Origin of the sequence: Streptomyces sp. NPDC002054, assembly GCF_040296685.1 — a bacterium.
Classification (GTDB): domain Bacteria; phylum Actinomycetota; class Actinomycetes; order Streptomycetales; family Streptomycetaceae; genus Streptomyces.
This window is the reverse complement of sequence record NZ_JBEOXT010000012.1, coordinates 55228-74447: the sequence shown is the minus strand read 5'-3', so window position 1 is coordinate 74447 and position 19220 is coordinate 55228. Positions and strand designations below refer to the sequence as shown.

Sequence of the window (19220 nt, the reverse complement as noted above, 5' to 3'; positions counted from 1 at the left end):
ATCGACCCGACGGATCCGGGGGACCGCTTCGACCTGATCACCATGGGCCGTATCGGGGTGGATCTCTACCCGCTCCGGACCGGAGTACCACTCGCCGAAGTGGACACCTTCGGCCGGTTCCTCGGCGGCTCCGCGGCCAATGTGGCGGTCGCGGCGGCCCGCCTCGGCCGGCGCACCGCGCTGATCACCCGGACCGGCGCGGACCCCTTCGGCGCGTATCTGCGGGCGGAGCTGCGGGCCTTCGGGGTCGACGACCGCTGGGTCGCCGAGGTCGCCGCCTATCCCACCCCGCTGACCTTCTGCGAGATCTTCCCGCCGGACCACTTCCCGATCCACTTCCGCCGCGAGCCCAAGGCCCCCGATCTGGAGATCCACCCCGATGAGCTGGACCTCGCGGCGGTCCGCGCCGCGCGGGTGTTCTGGATGACCGGCACCGGGCTGAGCGCGGAACCCAGCCGGGCGGCGACGCTCGCCGCCCTGGAGGCGCGGGCCGGGGCTGTGGCCGGTTCCGGGATCACCGTCTTCGACCTGGACTGGCGGCCCGTGCTGTGGTCGGAGGACCCGGCCGAGGCCTATGCGCAGGCCCTGCCCCGGGCCACGGTGGCCGTCGGCAACGCGGAGGAGTGCGAGATCGCCACCGGCGAGCGCGAGCCCTGGGCGGCGGCCCGTGCACTGCTGGCGGCCGGGGTGGAGCTGGCGGTGGTGAAACGGGGCCCGGAGGGGGTGCTCGCCGTCCACCGGGACGGCACGGTGGCGGAGGTCCCGCCGGTGAAGGTCGAGGTGGTCAACGGGCTGGGCGCGGGGGACGCGTTCGGCGGCGCGCTGTGCCACGGCCTGCTGGCCGGCTGGGAGCTGGAACGGGTGATGCGGTACGCGAACGCGGCGGGGGCGATCGTGGCCTCGCGGCTGGCATGCTCGAGTGCGATGCCGTATCCCGCCGAGGTGGAGGAGGTGCTGGCCTGATGCCCGTCACTGCCGAGCACGGCATGGATCTGACCCGGCTGAGGGTGCTGGAGCTCGCGCCGGCCGAGACGTACGCGTTCGCCTGCGGGGACGCGGAGTGGATCGTGCTGCCGCTGACCGGCGGCTGCGAGGTCCGCTGCGAGGTCCACTGCGAGGGTCCCCTCGCAGCCGGCCCGGAGTGGCAGGTGTTCGAACTGCGCGGACGGGACAGCGTGTTCGGGGCCGCCACCGACTTCGCGTACCTGCCGCGGGACGCCCGCGCCGAGATCCGCTCCGCCGCCGGCGGCCGGTTCGCGCTCGCCGGGGCGCGCTGCGAGCGGCGGCTGCCCGCACGGTACGGGGCCGCCGCGGACGTTCCCGTCGAACTGCGCGGTCGGGGCAACTGCTCGCGCCAGGTCAACAACTTCGCCGCCGCCGACACCTTCGAGTGCGACCGGCTGATCGCCGTCGAAGTGCTGACCCCCGGCGGGAACTGGTCCTCGTACCCGCCGCACAAGCACGACGAGCACCACCCGGGAGAGGAGTCCGAACTGGAGGAGATCTACTACTACGAGATCGCCCCGCACGGGGACACCCCCGGCCTCGGCTACCAGCGGGTCACCCCCTCCGCGGCCGGGAAGACCGACATCCTCACCGAGGTGCGGACCGGCGACGCCGTGCTCATCCCCGACGGCTGGCACGGCCCCTCCATGGCCGCCCCCGGCCACGACATGTACTACCTGAACGTCATGGCCGGACCGGGCCGGACCCGCGAATGGCTGATCCGGGACCATCCCGACCACGCCTGGATCCGCGACACCTGGCCGGGGCAGCAGACCGACCCCCGGCTGCCCTTCCACCGGCCCCGATCGGAGGACCCGGCCCGATGAAACTGAGACTGACCACCGCACAGGCCCTGATCGGCTTCCTCGCCCGCCAGTTCACCGAACGGGACGGCCACCGGCAGCGCCTGATCGCCGCCACCTGGGGGATCTTCGGGCACGGGAACGTCGCCGGCATCGGGCAGGCCCTGCTGGAACCGGCCGGCAAGGAGATGCCCTTCCTCCAGGGGCGCAACGAGCAGGCGATGGTCCACGCGGCCGTCGGCTACGCCCGGCAGTCCGGCCGGCTCTCCGCCCACGCCGTGACCACCTCCATCGGGCCCGGCGCCACCAACCTGGTCACCGGCGCCGCCCTCGCCACCGTCAACCGGCTGCCCGTGCTCCTGCTGCCCGGCGACACCTTCGCGACCCGGCCCGCCGACCCGGTGCTCCAGCAGCTCGAAGTCCCCCATGCGGGCGACGTGTCCGTCAACGACACCCTGCGCCCGGTCTCCCGCTACTTCGACCGGATCACCCGCCCCGAGGCCCTGATCCCCGCCGCCCTCCAGGCCATGCGGGTGCTCGCCGACCCGGTGCAGACGGGTGCCGTCACCCTGGCCCTGCCGCAGGACGTGCAGGCCGAGGCGTACGACTGGCCGGAGGAGTTCTTCGCCGAACGGGTGTGGACGGTGCGCCGGCCCCGCCCCGACCGCGCGGAACTCGACGCGGCGGCCCACGCGGTCCGGTCGGCCGCCCGGCCGCTGATCATCGCCGGCGGCGGCATCCGGCACAGCCGGGCCGGGCGCGCCCTGCGGGAGTTCGCCGAGGCCACCGGGATCCCGGTGGCCACCACCCAGGCCGGCAAGGGCGTGCTGCCCCACGACCACCCCGCCGAGGTCGGCGGCATCGGCCACACCGGGACCGCCACCGCCGACGACCTGGCCCGCTCGGCCGACCTGGTGATCGCCGCCGGGACCCGGCTGACCGACTTCACCACCGCCTCCGCGACGCTGTTCCGGGACCCGGCCGTCCGCTTCATCGGCCTCAACCTGGACCCGTACGACGCCCACAAGCTGGCCGCCCGGCCCCTGGTCGGCGATGCGCGGGAGGGGCTCACCGCGCTCCTGGAGGCGGTCGCCGGGTACCGGGTCGACCCGGAGTACGAGGCCGGGTACGCCGCCGCGAAAGCCGCCTGGGAGACCCGTACCGACGAGGCGTACGCCACCCCGGACGAGGACGCCCGGCCCACCCAGACCCAGCTCCTCGGGCTGCTCGACGCCCTCCTGGACGACACGGACATCCTGATCAACGCGGCCGGCTCGCTCCCCGGCGACCTGCACAAGCTGTGGCGGGCCCGCGCGGCCGACCAGTACCACGTCGAGTACGGCTACTCCTGCATGGGCTACGAGATCCCCGCCGCGATCGGCACCGCACTGGCCGCGCCCGGCCGTCCGGTGTGGGCGCTGGTCGGCGACGGCACGTATCTGATGAACCCCACCGAGCTGGCCACCGCCGTCCAGGAGGGCATCCCGCTCAAACTGGTCATCGTGGACAATGGGGGGTACGCCTCCATCGGTGGGCTGTCCCAGGCGGTCGGCGGTGAGCGGCTCGGCACCGCGTTCCGCCACCGGCGCCCGGCGGGCGCGCAGGGTGCGCCGGAGGTGGACCTCGCGGCCAACGCGGCCTCCCTCGGGATGGCCGTCATCCGCGCCCACACCGTCCGTGACCTGCGGGAAGCCCTCGCCGAAGCGCGTGCGGCGGACCGTCCCACATGTGTCTACACACAGACCCGAACGCCCGACACTGTGTCGGGCCCACCCCCTGCACAGGCGTGGTGGGATGTTCCTGTGGCCGAGACCGCGACCCGTACGTCGGCGATCGAGGCCCGCGAAGAGTACGACCGGCAAGCCGCTGAGCGACGTCGCCACCTGTGAAGGCCGAAGGAGAAGCAATGAAGACCGTCAACCACTGGATCGGTGGCAAGACCGTCGAGGGCGCGTCGGGCAACTACGGCCCGGTCACCGACCCGGCGACCGGCGAGGTCACCACCCAGGTCGCGCTCGCCTCCGCCGCCGAGGTCGACGCGGCCGTGCAGGTGGCCAAGGACGCCTACCAGACCTGGGGCCAGTCCTCGCTCGCCGCCCGCACCAAGGTGCTCTTCGCCTACCGCGCCCTGCTGGACGCCAACCGCGACGCCATCGCCGAGCTGATCACCGCCGAGCACGGCAAGGTGCACTCGGACGCGCTGGGCGAGGTCGCCCGCGGTCTGGAGATCGTCGAGCTGGCCTGTGGCATCACCACCCAGCTCAAGGGCGAACTGTCGACCTCGGTGTCCAGCCGCGTCGACGTCTCCTCGATCCGCCAGCCGCTCGGCGTGGTCGCGGGCATCACCCCCTTCAACTTCCCGGCGATGGTCCCGATGTGGATGTTCCCGCTGGCCGTGGCCTGCGGAAACACCTTCATCCTCAAGCCGAGCGAGAAGGACCCCTCGGCCGCCAACAAGCTGGCGGAGCTGGCGAGCGAGGCCGGTCTGCCGGCCGGCGTGCTGAACGTGGTGCACGGCGACAAGGTCGCCGTGGACGCACTGCTGTCCCACCCCGACATCGCCGCCGTCTCCTTCGTGGGCTCCACCCCGATCGCCCGCCACATCCACACCACCGCCTCCGCCAACGGCAAGCGGGTCCAGGCCCTCGGCGGCGCCAAGAACCACATGCTGGTCCTCCCGGACGCGGACCTCGACGCCGCCGCCGACGCCGCGGTGTCCGCAGCGTACGGCAGCGCCGGCGAGCGCTGCATGGCCATCTCCGCCGTCGTCGCGGTCGGCTCCATCGGCGACGAGCTGGTCGAGAAGATCCGCGAGCGCGCCGAGAAGATCAAGGTCGGCCCCGGCAACAACCCGGACTCCGAGATGGGCCCGCTGATCACGGCCGCCCACCGCGACAAGGTCGCCTCGTACGTCAAGGGCGCGGCCGACCAGGGCGCGGACGTGATCCTGGACGGCACCGGCTACACCGTCGACGGCTTCGAGAAGGGCCACTGGATCGGCCTGTCCCTCCTCGACAACGTCAAGACCGACTCCGACGCCTACCGCGACGAGATCTTCGGCCCGGTCCTGTGCGTGCTGCGCGCCGAGACCTACGAGGAGGGCGTGGCCCTGATCAACGCCTCGCCGTTCGGCAACGGCACGGCGATCTTCACCCGGGACGGCGGCGCCGCCCGCCGCTTCCAGCTGGAGATCGAGGCGGGCATGGTCGGCGTGAACGTGCCGATCCCGGTGCCGGTGGGCTACCACTCCTTCGGCGGCTGGAAGGACTCCCTCTTCGGAGACCACCACATCTACGGGAACGACGGCATCCACTTCTACACCCGCGGCAAGGTCGTCACCACCCGCTGGCCCGACCCGTCCGAGGGCCACATCGGCGTCGACCTGGGCTTCCCCCGCAACCACTGACGCCCGACGCCTGCCCGGCACCCCCCATACGCAGCCCCCCGGCCAACCCTCACCGGCCGGGGGGTCCTGCTGTTCCCGGGGCGTTGGGAACGGTGGGTTTATGCGAAGACGCGCATAGTCGCGTTCGCGCATAGACGGCCCCGCCAGTCCGTCCGTACGGTCATGGTCATCAGGCCCAGCAGGGGCCTGGCACCGAGGGGGCTTCACATGGCGCGTGAAGAACTGACCCGGCTCACAGGCAACGGAAACGGCGAGTGCGGACAGGGCGACTGCCCGAACGTCTACCGGACCGTGTCCGGCTCGTTCATCGTCCAGGGAGACGTGTCCGCAGCCTTCACCCCGCCGACCGGCGAGGGACTCGTAGAGATCCCCGAAGCAGTGCTCAGGGAGGCGTTCCGTGCTCTTGGATGGTGAAGACTGGGCGTCGAAGTTCAAGACGTTCCAGACGGAAGCCTGGCGGCTGGAGACCCTGCCCCAGTACCTGGTACCGCAGGAAGCGGACGAGTTCGCAGCCTTCAAGGCGGGGGCCCGGTTCCCCGGCCTGTACGAGGACTCGTGGACGGAGATGGTGCGGACCCGGAACGTCGGGCGCGTGCACATCCTCACTCAGCCGCTGAGTGACTACCTGCGGTTCGAGTTCGAGCGGTACTACCGGCACCAGGCCCCGGCCGGAGAAGACATCCGCATCCTCGACGTGACCGACCGCCCCAACCCGTTGCCGGACGTTCAAGATTTCTGGATGTTCGACCGCTCCACGGTCGTACTCATGCACTACGAGCCGGACGGCAAGCAGATCAGCCGCGAACTCTACGAAGGCGACCCCGCCCCGTTCATCGACTACCAGCGCATCGCCGTAGCCGCGTCTGTGCCGTTCCTGGAGTACGTCGCCAGGTGAGTGTCGAACCTGAGGAGCTTGGCCAGTCAGGCGAGGAGCTGGCGGCCCTGCTGAAAGCGGTACGAAAGCGGTCCGGGCTCTCAGGGGCTCGGGCCGCTGCCCGCTGCAACATGTCTCAGTCGAAGGTCAGCCGGATCGAGAACGGCAAGGTACGCCCCTCCCTCGTGGATGTAGAGCAACTCCTAAGGGCCTGCGATGCGGCCCCGGCTCTGGTCACACAGGTCATGACCCTGGCACGTCTGGCGAATACCGAATGGCAAGGCGCCCGGGGCATGCGGCGCAAGGGCTTGGACAAGAAGCAGCTTGAGCTCGCCGGCCTTGAGGCATCGTCAACTGAGTTCCGGTTCTTCCTGCTGTCGATGATCACGGGCCTGCTCTCGACGCCGGAGTACATCCGGGCGAGCCTCGCGCACATCCCCGGTGATCACTCCAAGACGATCGCCCGGAAGCTCGAACGACAGCAGGTCCTGTACGACCGCTCCAAGCGGTTCACGTTCATCCTCACTGAGCAAGCCGTCCGCTGGCCCCTCGTTTGCCCCGACGCGCTCGCGGTGCAGATCGACCACCTGGCCTCGCTGACCCATCTGCCGAACGTCAGGCTCGGCGTCATCCCGATAACGGTGCCGACCGGCCCCGCACCGCTCAACACCTTCACGATGTACGACGACCGGATAGCCACGGTTGAGCTGTCGTCTGGGGTGATGGTCTTCCGCGACCCCCGGGACGTGATGGGACACCTTCAGGAGTTCTCTCACTTGGAGGAGCGGGCCCTCTTCGGCGACGAAGCGCGGGCCTTCCTGGGTGGGTGCGCGACCGCCCTCCGATGATCTTTAGTCCAAGACGCGCATGATCGGCCCACACCGCTGACCAGCGGTGAAAGATGACGCACCGAACGTCAGGCAACGACGCGAAGAGGTGCGACATGGCACGGGCAAAAGCGGTGGCCCCGGACTGCGCCCGACACCCGACGCCCGGAGAGGAGGTGCAGCCATGTCCGACCCCGGCGACAAGTACGGAGACGGCGGCGGAGAGAAGTTCCCGCCCCCGCCCGCAGCCTGACCCGAGAGGAGCAACACCATGACGACTATGATCGAAAGCCCCGTCGCCTTGCGGCACGGGCGGGACCTCGTCGCACCGGAGCTGTTCGAGCGGCTCGCCGCGTTCTGCGCCGGCGAGTACGGATACGAGGGCGCGGTGGCTGACCGCGTGATGGACCAGGCCATCTCGTTCGTCTACGTGCTCGGCAGTGAAAAGGCGTACGACCTCGCGCCGAGTCAGCAAGTGGACCCCGGCTGGCACACGTTCATGCTCCACACACAGGAGTACGCCGACTTCTGTGAGAGGGAGTTCGGCTACTTCGTGCACCACGCCCCGAACTCCAAGATCCGCACCCGGCCCCTGATGGTCTCCACCGTGGACCGGATCAAGGCCGCCGGGTTCGAGGTGGACGAAACCCTGTGGGGTACGGCCGCCGAGTGCAACCAGCCCGCGTGCTGCGGTGACGGTCCCTGCTGCTGAACCGTCCCGCGAACGACAGGGGTCCGGGCGTGGCTAAGGCGCCCGGACCGCCACAGCCAAGGGTTCCAAAGATGAGCAGCAATGACGAGGGCCTGGCTGGACGAGGCAGAGTCACCGTATTCGCGATGTTCGGCGTCGTCTTCGGCTACGCGACCCACCACCTTGATGAGCGGCGGATCGGGGATGTGGCCGTGATCGGCCCCCTGACCCCTGGTGTCGAGTGGCCCCGACTGTGGCAGATGGCCCGTACTTGCGGCAGGTCCGCCGCCAAGGATGCCGAACTTGCCCAGTGGATTCTGATCCAGGCCACCCGAGCGTTTGTGTGCGGCAGCGACCGCATCGCCCAGTTCCCTGACCAGAGCTGGAAGCTGGAGCCGGGCGGTAAGCGAGTCAGCTTCGAAGCGACATACGCCAACCGTGACCACCTGTGGACCGGCAACCTGACCGTGGATGGCGTCACCCCCGATCAGGTAGCCGAACGCCCTTCGCTCTACAGCGCCTGACGCGAGTTGAGAACGGGGTTTGTGGAACACTCGTCGTACCCGGTCCCGACGCCGTGGCGGCGCTGGCTGCTGGGGTGGAGGCGGAGCTGTCGTAGCCAAGAAGCTAGTCGTACAGCGAACGCTCACAGCCGCAGAAGTGGTACGGCCGAGATGCGGGCGGCGAGCCCGGCTTCGCATCCGGTGATGCGGTAGTCCAGTGACCTCGGGTTCACCCGCAACCACTGACGCCTGCCCGCCACCCCCGGCCAACCCTCACCGGCCGGGGGGTCCTGCTGTTTCCGGGGCGGTCAGGCGGTTGCCGGTGTCAAGGTGGCCTTGCGGGTCCATCGCACCGCAGGTCCGATGGCAGCTGTGGCGGCGAGGAAGATCAGGCACAGGGTGAGCCAGCCGGAGGAGCCGCTGCGGACCACGAGGAAGGACACCACGGCCGGTCCGACGGTGGCCTGGATGACCATGTGGAGATGGAATGCTCCCAGGTACTCTCCCCTCGCCGACTCGGGGGCGAGCCCGAAGCCGAGGCCGAAGGCGCTGGAGGACTGCCACAGCTCGGCAAGGGTGAAGAGCAGAACCGCTGCCAGGGCGAAGACTCCTGCGACCCAGGCCGTGGTGATGGAGCCGATGACCAGGATGAGGCAGCCCGCCCCGCTGATCAGACCCGCCTTGCGGGCTGCGCCGACAGAGCCGTCCAGGGTCTCGGAACCCTTGGCGCACTTCACTTGGAGGAGTACGACCAGGACGGTGTTCAGTACGAAGACCACAGGGATCAGACTGCGGGGAAGTTTGTTATCGGTGACGAGCCACAGCGGAATTCCGACGACGAGGACTGCGCTGTGCAGGGCCAGCAGGCTCGATGCGCCGATGACGCTGAGGAAAGGCGTGTCCTTCAGCGCCCGGAACCGGGACACGCGTTCCTTCGTGGGCGGTGAAACCGGTGAAACCAGAGTGGCGGGCAGGCGCAGCACGAGTCCTGCTGCCAGCAGGAAGGACAGGGCGTTGCCCAGGGGCAGCGCCTGCATGGCGGATCCGCCGGCCCCGATGAGCGCGGCAGCCGTCAACGCGCCGATCGAGAAGCCGATGTTGAATACGGAGCGCAGAGCGGCGCGTGCCGTCACCCGGTCGTCTTCCGGGACCAGCTCCGCGATCAAGGTGTGGAACAGCGGACCACTGCCCCATTCGAGCGCTCCGACCAGGCCCACCACCGCGAAGAACGCCGGCAGCGAACCGACCGCAGGGTAGAGGCAATACGCTCCCGCCATCGCCAGCATGCTGACGAACAGAAGGCGCCGGGCGCCGATCCGGTCGGCGGCCATCCCCATGAGCACGCTGGACACGAACCCGGTGAGGCCCGCGAAGGAGAGCCCGAGCCCGACCTGGGCGGCAGGAAGGTCGGCGACCACGATGAAGTAGACGGCCGAACCGGAAATGAAGATGCCGCCGCCCACACTGTCGAGGAAGTGCAGGGCGCCCAGGGTCCTGGCCGGACCATGCAGCGAGGCATAGTTGCGGCGCACGAAGGAAGCGATCACGTTGGTCTCACCTCACGGGAGCCTGGGGTAGTCGGCGTCCGGGAAGGCGATGCCCTCGGTTGTGCCGTCGTCTTCGATGAGGGGCTCGCCGGTGGCGCGGGGGCGGGGGTCGAAGCGGGTGTCGACGTCCATGTAGACGACCACATGGGCGATGCGCGGGTCATCGGTGAGGTTCGGCGCGGCGCTGTGGGCGGTGCGGGAGTGGTGGAAGGTGCAGTCGCCGGCCTTGAGGGGGACGGTGACGCGGGGTTCCCAGAGCAGCTCCGGAGCGGCCTGCATCAGGTTGTCGGCGTCGCGCAGGTCCTGGGTGTGCAGGCCCTCGTAGCGGTGTGAGCCGGGAATGAAGGTCATGCAGCCGCGCGTCGCGGGTACGTCGACGAGGGCGACCCAGGCGGACAGGGAGTGCCGGGAACCGAGGTGCGGCCAGTAGGGCTGGTCCTGGTGGAACTCGGTGGCGGCACCGTTGTGCGGTTCCTTGATCAGGAGATGGTCGTGGTACAGCCGCAGCGGGAGGCCGGCCAGGGCGGTGGCCGCGGCGGCCAGGACGGGGCTGAGGGTGAGTTCGCGGAGGGTCTCGTCCTGCTGCCAGAGCTGCATCACATGGGTGAAGGTCGGATCGGCAGGAGCGTCGCGGGGACGGTCCCGGGCGGCCAGTGCCGCTTTGGCATAGCGGGCGGCGTCGGCCTTGTCGATGATGTCGGGGATGCGGACGAAACCGTCGCGGCGGTAGGCGGCGACCTGTTCTTCGGTCACGGAGATGTTCATGCGTCGTTCTTCCTGCTGGAATGGCATCAGGACAACAGCGCCGCTTCGACGACTTCGAGGGCGTCAAGCCTTTTGCGGTCCCAGTCGTCGAGGCGATCAGTGGCGAAATGTGCTTCCAGGGCCGCAGCGGCGCTCTCGGGAAGCCCGCGCTTCCACTGCTTCAACAGAACGGAATGCCGTCTGTCCCGGAAGTTCAGGGCCTGCGCGATCTCCAGCGCACTGCTTGCCTCTTCGGTGGAGAGGTCTTTCTCCTTCACCCGCTCCGCCAGCAGCCAGCGGACGTTCACCAGGGGAATGGTGACGGGGGTGAAGTCCTCCGGGTCGTACAGGAGCGCCACATCGCCGTCGGAATCGATCGAGCCGTTCAGATACTGCTCGTAGACCCAGCCGCTGCCGGTCATCCCGATCGTCCGGCATTCCACGGCCCGCAGGGCGCCCATCGAGGACGCACCGGACAGCGGTTGCCCAGCGAACAGGAGGGCCCGTACCTCGGTCACGCTCACCGCGAGGCTCTGGCCGAACTCCCCGTCCAGCATGATGATCTTCCGGGGGGATTCCGCGCCGATGAGGGCCAGCAGGTCGTGCCGACGGACCGGGGGGCGCAGATCGAGCGTCCGGTTCCGTTCAGCGGCGAGGGCGTGCAGTCGTATGAGGTCCGCCGGGCGCAGCGAAGGGCCCGTGAACACCGTGATGGTGGGGCTGATCGTCATGACAGCGCCTTCGCGAGTCCGGCCCGCACCATTTCACGGTGCAGGCGTGTGCCCAGTCGTGCGGGATCGTTGTGGTAGACCTCGAGACCGGGAACGATCACCTTGGTCACCGAGAAGGGAAGGTCATCGGGCGCCAGTTCCGTCGCGAAGACCAGCGGGAGCCCGGCGCGTTCCAGTCCGGCCAGGACCGCGGCGAGGTCGCCGTCCGTGGTGCCGGTGCTCGAGCTCTCGATCACGTCGAAATCCGCCGTGGGCCGCCCGCTGCTCCACACCGTGTACATCTCCTGCAGGGCTTCGTAGGAGGAGTGCCGGCGGTAGGCCTGCCCCGCGAAGTCCTCTCGTGCGCCCGCGATGACCGCGAGTCTCGACTGGGCCGCCTCGGTCAGCGCGCGGGTCACCGCGACGACCGGATCGAGATGGCAGCCGGCGCCGCCGTTGAAGAGCATGCCGTCTTCGGCCTGGGTGTCGTCGGTCGTCACGAAGAACGTCGGCACTCCGATGTCATTGACATAGGCGAAGACCTGGACGTCGACCCCCATCCGGTGGAATCGCCCGACCAGTTCCTTGGCGGCGTCCGGCAGCGAGTCCAGCCGGATGTTCCAGCCGCTCTTGAGGGTCTCGCCGAATGCCGTGCAGTCGTGCTCGATGGTCTCGAGCAGTCCGTGCAGCAGAGCTTCCTGGGGGCTGTTGCCCACGGCGAGGCCGATGGTGTTCGACCGGAACATCCCGAACTCGTTCGGGAAGGGGACGAACACCGCGAGGGCGGGAATGAGGACCTCGACGTTCGAGGCCAGTTCCCGTACGGGCCACCAGCCGATGGAGGCGTTCTCGGTCCAGGTGTGGCCCCGCTTGAGGATCAGGCGTCGCGGGTCGAGGGCCGGGACGCCCGCATCGCACAGCTCGGCGTACGAAGCCCGGAGCGGGGGCTCACCGGCCCGCTGCTCGCACCAGGTCCGTTCGATCGCCTCCATCATGGCCGATACCCGGGCTGCGGCTGGGGTCATGCCTTTTCCGCTGGTCACCGTGTTGAGACCGGGTGCGGCGGCGGGCCGGAAGCTGTTGAAGACCGGGATGCCGAGGACGTCGAGCTCGGTGACATCGGCGACCCGGGTGATTCCGCACCGGGTGAAGCTGTCCCGGGCCAGCGCCTCCGTCGCCTCCAGCGTGCGGGTCCGCAGGGAGGTGCCGCAGGCGGTGGCGGGTGCGTCCCCCGCAGGCGGGAACCAATGGGTCCGATCGAGGCTCGCAGGGACACTCGTTTGAACGATCGTCATCTGACGCTGAATTCCTTTCCGGCTGATCGGTTGCCGAGCGTCTCGCGACATGCCTGGGCCACCCACTGGTGCCAGGCGCGGACATTCGCGGGTCTGAGGATGCTGTGCCTCTCGTCCGGGACGAGCATGAGCTCCACGTCCACGCCCGCGGTGTCCAACGCCCGGTACATGGCGCGTGATTCACCGACCGGCACATGGCTGTCCTCGCACCCGTGGGACAAAAGCACCTTCGTCCGCGGCGAGATGGCCTCGAGCGGGAGGCTCTCCGAGCGGTAGGACGGCGACGAGTCCACCGGACCGTACTCGCGCAGCCAATGCCAGTGCAGGTCGCACGCCCGGGCCACCGCAGGGAAATCGGCCCAGCCGCAGTGGCTGACGATCAAGCGTGGTTCGTGCAGGAGGGTTCCCAGGGCCAGCGACAGGAAGCCGCCGAAGCTCGCTCCCATCACCGCCACCCGCTCGGCGTCGAGACGCGGATCGAGCAGCGCGTCCCTGATCTGCTCGGCGGCCACAGCGGCCACCTCGGAGGTCCATTTCCCCCAGCCACGCTCGATGGCGTCCTGGCCGTACCCGACGGACAGGGGAGGGTCGGGCATCAGCACCGCGTAGCCGTCGGCGACGAACGGCCAGGGATTCCACCGCCAGGACCAGTCGGTCCAGCTGAGCAGCGGTCCGCCGTGGCACCAGACCAGGACGGGCAGCTCCCCGCTGATGTCCTCGGGCAGGCAGAGCCAGCTGCTCCAGCTGACTCCGTCGGGTGCCTCGTAGGTGAGGCGCTCCATCCTGCCCGGGGGAGTGGCCGCAGCGGCCGGGGCGAAGATCTCCGTCCCGGGGACGTCCGGGGTGGAGAGCGCGAGAGTCACGACCGAGGGGGGCGACCCGATGGAGGAGCGGACGACCAGGGCCTCGCCCGCGTGGGCCGTCACGGAGAGCACCGAGCCGTCGGCGTCGATCCGCGTGACGACGCCCGTATCGATGGCGATCCGCCAGAGGTGGCGCTGCCCGTCCTCTTCGCCGGTACAGAGAACGGTCTTCGCGTCCTGCCAGCAGCGGGGCTGCAGCCAGTCGCGGTGTTCCTGAGCGAGCTTGCGGACCTCGAGTCCGTCGCTGGACACCAGGGCCGCTTCCTGACGGGGCGCCCGCCCGGGGACCGCGATCCGTTCCGCGGTGCAGGCGAACCAGGCGCCGTCGGGGGACGGAACCATGTCGCTCAGATCGTCCTCGGCCCATACCTGCCGGGCCTCATCCGGCAGGTATGGGGAGAAGAGGAGCAGCCCGTAGCGACGGTGGCCGCCGGGAAGGAAGCGGACCAGCCCGGCGGCGCAGCGGCGGCCGTCGGGGGTCAGGGCGACCTGGCCGGACAGCCGGGTACCCCGGTCGAGGGGGAGGTCCAGCAGTTCCGGCCCGGCCGGATCCTCAGCCGTATCCCCGGCCGTGTCCTCGGCCAAGGACAGGACGACCAGCTTGAGCACCTCGGTGCCGAACTGGTGGCTGGAGCGCGGCCAGAGGTCGCCGTCGACCGTCACTGCGGTCAGGCCCTCCCGGGCCGACTGCTCCCGGAGCACTCGATCCGACGCGAAAGAATCCGCCTCGGCGTGGACCCAGACGGCCGCGACGGCCGTCTGCCCGGCGGCGGCGTAGCAGACCACGTCGCGAGCCGTGCCGAGCAGCGCCTCCGGTTCCCGCCCCTCGCGGTGCCGCCAGAGCGACCGGCCGCCCACGGAGCCTCCCGACTGCGGCCGGCGGTCCGAGAGGAAGAGGTAGTCGTCGTCACTGAGAACGGTCACCGAGGAGGCGCCCGCGTGTGCGTGCTGCAGGACGTGTCCGTCGTCGGAGGAGTAGCCCAGCACGAAGGGAACGAGGTCGGGACGGTTCTCCCGCTCGATGTCGGATTCGACGAGCAGCCGGCTGCCGAACCGGTGTGCCGTCTTGAGCCGCTGCTGTGCCCTGAAGAGTTCGAACAGAGCGGTCCCGGCGGCGCCTTCGGTGGTGGGCTCGCTCACGGTCCTAAGCCCTGCCTTCACGCTGCCGGAGCAGTACGGCCTGTTCCGCCAGCGCTCCGCGGTCGTGGCCGGCCAGATGGGCGCTCAGCTCGGTCCTGAGCCAGGCGACCTTCTCCTCCAGCGACAGGAAGTGATGCGTTCCGGCGATCTCTTCCGCGGCGGAGCTCTTGAGGAACGTCGCCAGGGCCAGCTCGGCGAGGTCCCGGGCCGTGGGCTGCTGAAGGGAGATCACCAGGTAGAGCGCATCGGTGCCGCAGGGGGCTCCCTGCCGTACCTGTCCGGCAGGGACGTAGAGGATGTCGCCGGCTTCGACGACGGTCTCGGACGCGTGCGCGCCCTCGCCCACGACCCAGCGCATCCGGCCTTCCAGCTGCACGGTGAGGGTGTGAGCGCCGTCGGCGTGGGCAGGCACCCCGTCGGATCCGGCGGCGCAGAAGTACGCGGCAGCGCCGGCCTGGGCACGGCACTCGGCGCGGAGCGAATCGACCAGTGCGCCGACCCTGCCGTTCCAGTCTTCCAGTTGGCTCAGTACGAAGACGTGGCCGGAGGCGACCAGCTGCCGCACCGCGGCAGGCTTCGCGTACCCCGGTCGGGGCTTCGTCTGGACGATCCGGGTCTCGGCGATGCCTGAGACCGTGGGGTCGGTGCCCTCTCGGAGGATGCCGAAGTAGGGAGCGATCAGCGAGCCGCAGTCCAGCTCGCGCCAGACGTCCGCCGCGGAGAGCAGCGTCTTCGCCCGCTCACAGCTGAACGTGGCGGTATGGGTCCCCCATACCTCGCCGAGGAACGACTCGGCGTCGCCGACGAGGTCGGCGAGGTGCTCGGGTGCTCGCGTGGTCTCTTCCGTCCGCGAAGAAGTGTTGGTGGTCATCGGTTCAGGCTCTCCGGTTCCGCATGCGCATCACGGTCGTGTCCACGAGTGCTTCCGGATCCACCCGGTCCAGGTATCCGAGCAACGCACTGGTCACGGCCTCGGCCTTGGCCTCGGTGGAGATGCCGGAGGCGGTGGAGTCGAGGCGGTCGGCCTCGTCGCCGAAGCCCTGCATCAGGGATTCGACGAGCTCCAGCGGAGCCGGCTCCGTGAGGGTCAGGGTCAGATGAAGCGAGGTGCCCGTCCGGGCCGTCGCGACATGGGGGATGCCGTGCGGCAGGTAGAGGACGTCCCCGGGCTCCATGACGAAGCGGTGCGAGTAGTCGTCCGGATCCAGGTCGGGCAGGAGCCCGCCGCGGGAGTCGACCTTGTCCGGAGCGTCGTAGATACGCCACTCCTTGGCGCCCGCGACCTGCAGGGCGAGCACATGGGACGGGTCCCGGTGCGGAAGCATGCCGGTGTTGTCGCACGGGGTGTAGAAGACGTAGGCCTTGAGCTCGGCGGAAAGCCTGCTCTCGATCTCGTCCATGAGCTGCCGCGTCGGCTGATGCCAGTCTTCGAGCTGGCTCAGCTTCATCGTGGCGCCGCCGGCCAGGTGCTTCCGGACCTTCTCGGCGTCGGCGAAGCCGCTCACGCTCTGGCCGCGGACGTTCCTGGTCCGGGTGAAGTCCGAGATCGCGGGCTGGATCCCCTCTTTCAGGAGCATGAAGTACGGCCAGCGGAGCAGGCCGACGTCGAGTACTTCCTGAATGGCAGCCTCATCCAGCATTCCCGCGACAGGAGAGGCATTCTTAAACAAGCCGTGCTTCTTGTTCCAGAAGGCACCCATGAGATCGACTTCATCTATGAGGCGAGTAAGTGGATGTATGGTTCCCACGAGAATCCTTATCAGTCAGATAGAAACCACTCGGAGGCGGCCCGAAGGCCGCCTCCGAATGTCACGTCCTCAGGCCTCGTTGATGACACCGATGACCATCGGGCGGTCGTGGTCGGACAGCTCCGCAACCTCAGCGTCGGCGGCGGCGATGATGGTCTCGTCGTTGGTGGCGGCGAGCTTGTCGTTAATGGACATTTGAATACCCCTTTTTCTGGTGATCGGTTGGTTTTCCGTTTTCTCAACGGGCTCTGAATTAATTAAATGACGCGGTGGATCTCGCGTCAAGAGGAAAGGAAAGAAGAAATTTTCCGGCGCATTCCCGCCGGGCCCAATCCATGCGCAATGGCGTGCTGCCGCGGCGATCCGTAGTTCCTCAGCTCGTCTTTTGCAACCCCGAGAGCGAGGATCCTGTGCGGCCTGTCCACAAGGGCGTCGGCGACTTCGGCCGTCGACGTTCCCGTGAGATAGGGCTCGACCAGGACGACGGAGGGCACCGCCTGCTCGCCCACCGCCGCGCGCAGCCCTTCGGCGTCGAAGGGGCGGATGGTGGCGGCGTACAGGACGGTGACGTCGAGGTGTTCGGTGGCCTCGAGCACGGTGTCGGCCAGGGGCCCCACCGCGATGACCGTGGCCTGTGTTCCCCGGCGCAGGACCCGGAAGCCCGGCCCGGAATCCAGACCGTACGGCTCGGCGTTCGACTGGTTGGACAGCCGGACGTAGACGAGCCCGTCGCCCGTTGCGGCCTCGCGCAGTTGCGCCTCGGCCTCGTCCGGGTGGCCCGGCACATGGATGGTCCAGTCGGGCAGCGTCGACAGCAGTGCGACATCGCCGGGCGACTGGTGGGACCGGCCGGCGCTCGCCATGTCGTAGGAGGCGCCGGCGCTGACCAGGACCGCACCCACGTCCTGATGGTTCAGATCGAGCTTGATCTGCTCGAAGGGCCGCTCGATGAGGAACGGGGCGAAGCTGTGGGCGATCGGCCGCATTCCCGCCAGGGACAGCCCGCCCGCCACGCTGACCAGCAACTGTTCCCTGATCCCCAGGTTGACGACCCGGTCGGGGTGGCTCTCCTTGGCCGCGCGGAACAGCCCCGCGGTGAGGTCGGCGGTCACCAGTGCAAGGTTCTCGTGGACGCCTAGCAGCTCTGTCGTCACATCGACGAAGCGCTCGCGCATGATGCCTGCCAAGGACACTCCTCTGGGTAGCTCTGATGTCCGGGCGTCAGCGGTCGCCCGGAGCGCCCACATCGGCGACGACCAGGCCGGGCCGGCCGGGATGCGGGGTGGTGAAGGCCTTCTCCAATGCGTCGTGGTCGCGGCCGTCGACCCGCAGGGTCGCCCAGCCTTCGGCCGCGAACCGCGTCTCCAGACCGCCGGGCCAGCCCTGGGTCGCCGAGTGGTTGTCGATCACCACCGCATTCAGCCGGTCCAGACCGGCCCGCGCGGCGTAGGCGACCGCCTCGTGATTGGAACCCTCGTCGAACTCGCCGTCGCCGAGCAGGACCCAGAGCCGGGAGTCGGTGAGTCCGCGTGCCCGCAGCCCCAGCGCCGTCCCCACCGCGAGCGGCAGTCCGTGTCCCAGCGATCCGCTGGAGATCTCGACACCGGGAATGAGCACCCGGTCGGGGTGATATCCGAGCGGCGACTTGAATGTGCCGAACATATCGAACAGCTCGGGCTCGAAGAAGCCTTTGGCGCACAGCACCGCGTAATAGGCCTGCGGACCGTGGCCCTTCGAAAGGTAGAACCGGTCGCGGTCCTCGCGCATGGCGGGATCGACTTGCAGGACCCGGTCGTAAAGGACCCAGAGCGCGTCCATCGTCGAGGTCGCGGCTTCGGAGTGCTTCTCGTCTCCGGTCATTCTCGACATCAGTCCTGCGAGGTCTTCGAACCCACACGGGCCCGACTCCGCATCCCGTTCCCGGGTCAGGTTTTCGTGCATGAGCATCCTCTCGAAAGCCAAGCGAGAATGCACACTAGTTCCGATCGGCGGTGTGTGGACCGACCGCCCAACGACCTTGTCAGGTTGCCGTGTTGGGTGGTCTGGGTTGTGCGTACACTCCCGACCCATGAAATATCGAACCCTGGGACGCAGCGGGCTGAAGGTAAGTGAGATCGCCTACGGAAGCTGGATCAGCTATACGGAGGGATCCGCCGAACGAATCGCCCGCGAGGCGCTCGAGCAGGGCATCACGACCTTCGACACCGCCGATGTCTACGGCGGCACCCGGGCGGAAGCCGTGCTCGGCCGCGCCCTGGAGAACGTGCGCCGGGAGTCTGTGGAGATATCGACCAAGGTCTTCGCCCCGATCGGGCCGGGGCCGAACGACCGGGGCCTGTCCCGCAAGCACATCATGGAGGCGGCGCACGGGTCGCTGCGCCGGCTCAAGACCGACTACATCGACCTCTACCAGGCGCACCGCTTCGACGAGCGGACCCCGCTCGCCGAGACCCTGCGCGCCTTCGACGACCTGATCCGGCAGGGGAAGGTTCTGTACGTAGGGGTGTCGGAATGGACCGCGGGCCAGATCTCCGAGGCCCTGGAGCTGGCCGACCGGATGGGGCTCGACCGGATCATCTCCAACCAGCCCCAGTACAACCTGGTGTGGCGGGTCATCGAGGAGGAGGTCGTCCCGCTGTGCGAACGCGAGGGGATCGGCCAGCTCGTCTGGTCACCGCTGGCCCAGGGCCTGCTGACCGGTAAGTACCTGCCCGGCCAGGCGCCCCCCGCCGGATCGCGCGCCGCCGGGGTGGCCGCTTCCCAGTTCGCCTCGGGAGCGCTGACCGACGATGTACTCAAGCGTGTTGCCGCGCTCGGCGAGGTCGCCGCAGACCTCGGCCTGTCCATGCCCCAGCTGGCCATCGCCTGGGTGCTGCGCAACCCCAACGTCGCGTCCGCGATCGTCGGCGCGACCAAGCCCGAGCAGCTCGCCCAGAGCGTCACGGCCTCCGGGGTCGAGCTGGACGACGAGGCCGTCGCGCGCATCGACCGCATCCTGGAGCCGGTCATCGAGCGCGACCCCCGCAAGACTCCCGCGGAACCGACCGACTACCGCAGCTGACAG

20 protein-coding genes are annotated in these 19220 nt (G+C 69.2%); 10 read left to right on the top strand and 10 right to left on the bottom strand.

What is annotated here, in order from left to right:
• Positions 1–42: 42 nt before the first annotated feature.
• The 9 genes from iolC (at position 43) to ABT123_RS13435 (ending at position 8130) form a co-directional block, all read left to right on the top strand.
• Entirely contained in the window at positions 43–963 is a 921-nt protein-coding gene (gene iolC / locus ABT123_RS13475) for a 5-dehydro-2-deoxygluconokinase (protein ID WP_351313125.1), read from the top strand.
• Positions 963–1832: a 5-deoxy-glucuronate isomerase gene (gene iolB, locus ABT123_RS13470; RefSeq protein WP_351312889.1), complete on the top strand. Its 870-nt coding sequence runs from the start codon at positions 963–965 to the stop codon at positions 1830–1832. Before iolC ends, iolB begins: the two co-directional genes overlap by 1 nt.
• Entirely contained in the window at positions 1829–3697 is a 1869-nt protein-coding gene (gene iolD, locus ABT123_RS13465; protein ID WP_351312887.1) for a 3D-(3,5/4)-trihydroxycyclohexane-1,2-dione acylhydrolase (decyclizing), read from the top strand. The genes iolB and iolD overlap by 4 nt, the downstream gene beginning before the upstream one ends.
• Before the next feature lie 17 nt (positions 3698–3714).
• Positions 3715–5214, top strand: a complete 1500-nt coding sequence (locus ABT123_RS13460; RefSeq protein WP_351312885.1) for a CoA-acylating methylmalonate-semialdehyde dehydrogenase — start codon at positions 3715–3717, stop codon at positions 5212–5214.
• Positions 5215–5421: 207 nt separating this feature from the next.
• Positions 5422–5628, top strand: coding sequence for a hypothetical protein (locus ABT123_RS13455; protein ID WP_351312883.1), 207 nt, complete (start codon positions 5422–5424; stop codon positions 5626–5628).
• Positions 5612–6109 carry a DUF6879 family protein gene (locus ABT123_RS13450; RefSeq protein ID WP_351312882.1) on the top strand — a complete coding sequence of 166 codons (498 nt, stop codon included), beginning with the start codon at positions 5612–5614 and terminating at the stop codon, positions 6107–6109. Before ABT123_RS13455 ends, ABT123_RS13450 begins: the two co-directional genes overlap by 17 nt.
• A complete protein-coding gene (locus tag ABT123_RS13445) occupies positions 6106–6936 on the top strand; it encodes a helix-turn-helix domain-containing protein (protein ID WP_351312880.1) in 831 nt (276 codons plus the stop codon). Before ABT123_RS13450 ends, ABT123_RS13445 begins: the two co-directional genes overlap by 4 nt.
• A 250-nt stretch (positions 6937–7186) precedes the next feature.
• On the top strand, positions 7187–7627 hold the full coding sequence (locus ABT123_RS13440) for a glycine-rich domain-containing protein (protein ID WP_351312878.1): 441 nt from the start codon (positions 7187–7189) through the stop codon (positions 7625–7627).
• 71 nt (positions 7628–7698) lie between these two features.
• Positions 7699–8130 (top strand): hypothetical protein, encoded by a 432-nt coding sequence (locus ABT123_RS13435; protein ID WP_351312876.1) that lies wholly within the window; start codon positions 7699–7701, stop codon positions 8128–8130.
• Positions 8131–8417: 287 nt separating this feature from the next.
• On the opposite strand, the gene ABT123_RS13430 is transcribed toward ABT123_RS13435, so the two are convergent.
• The 10 genes from ABT123_RS13430 to ABT123_RS13385 all read right to left on the bottom strand — a co-directional run bounded on the left by ABT123_RS13430 (position 8418) and on the right by ABT123_RS13385 (position 18097).
• A complete protein-coding gene (locus ABT123_RS13430) occupies positions 8418–9656 on the bottom strand; it encodes an MFS transporter (protein WP_351312874.1) in 1239 nt (412 codons plus the stop codon).
• A gap of 12 nt (positions 9657–9668) precedes the next feature.
• Positions 9669–10421: a phytanoyl-CoA dioxygenase family protein gene (locus ABT123_RS13425; RefSeq protein WP_351312873.1), complete on the bottom strand. Its 753-nt coding sequence runs from the start codon at positions 10419–10421 to the stop codon at positions 9669–9671.
• Positions 10422–10447: 26 nt separating this feature from the next.
• On the bottom strand, positions 10448–11131 hold the full coding sequence (locus ABT123_RS13420; RefSeq protein ID WP_351312871.1) for a TfuA-like protein: 684 nt from the start codon (positions 11129–11131) through the stop codon (positions 10448–10450).
• Entirely contained in the window at positions 11128–12405 is a 1278-nt protein-coding gene (locus tag ABT123_RS13415) for a YcaO-like family protein (protein WP_351312870.1), read from the bottom strand. The genes ABT123_RS13420 and ABT123_RS13415 overlap by 4 nt, the downstream gene beginning before the upstream one ends.
• Complete coding sequence (locus tag ABT123_RS13410) at positions 12402–14408, bottom strand: S9 family peptidase (RefSeq protein ID WP_351312868.1); 2007 nt, start codon at positions 14406–14408, stop codon at positions 12402–12404. The genes ABT123_RS13415 and ABT123_RS13410 overlap by 4 nt, the downstream gene beginning before the upstream one ends.
• A gap of 4 nt (positions 14409–14412) precedes the next feature.
• Complete coding sequence (locus ABT123_RS13405; RefSeq protein ID WP_351312867.1) at positions 14413–15279, bottom strand: JmjC domain-containing protein; 867 nt, start codon at positions 15277–15279, stop codon at positions 14413–14415.
• A 4-nt stretch (positions 15280–15283) separates the two neighbouring features.
• The gene (locus ABT123_RS13400; RefSeq protein ID WP_351312865.1) at positions 15284–16048 is read right to left on the bottom strand and encodes a JmjC domain-containing protein; all 765 of its coding nucleotides are present in this window, start codon (positions 16046–16048) and stop codon (positions 15284–15286) included.
• A gap of 177 nt (positions 16049–16225) precedes the next feature.
• Positions 16226–16351, bottom strand: a complete 126-nt coding sequence (locus ABT123_RS13395) for a hypothetical protein (protein WP_351312863.1) — start codon at positions 16349–16351, stop codon at positions 16226–16228.
• Between the two features lie 86 nt (positions 16352–16437).
• Positions 16438–17331, bottom strand: a complete 894-nt coding sequence (locus ABT123_RS13390; RefSeq protein ID WP_351313123.1) for a transketolase family protein — start codon at positions 17329–17331, stop codon at positions 16438–16440.
• A 46-nt stretch (positions 17332–17377) separates the two neighbouring features.
• On the bottom strand, positions 17378–18097 hold the full coding sequence (locus ABT123_RS13385; protein WP_351312862.1) for a thiamine pyrophosphate-binding protein: 720 nt from the start codon (positions 18095–18097) through the stop codon (positions 17378–17380).
• A gap of 127 nt (positions 18098–18224) precedes the next feature.
• Between ABT123_RS13385 and ABT123_RS13380 the strand changes: the two genes are divergently transcribed.
• A complete protein-coding gene (locus tag ABT123_RS13380; RefSeq protein WP_351312860.1) occupies positions 18225–19217 on the top strand; it encodes an aldo/keto reductase family protein in 993 nt (330 codons plus the stop codon).
• Positions 19218–19220: the final 3 nt, after the last annotated feature.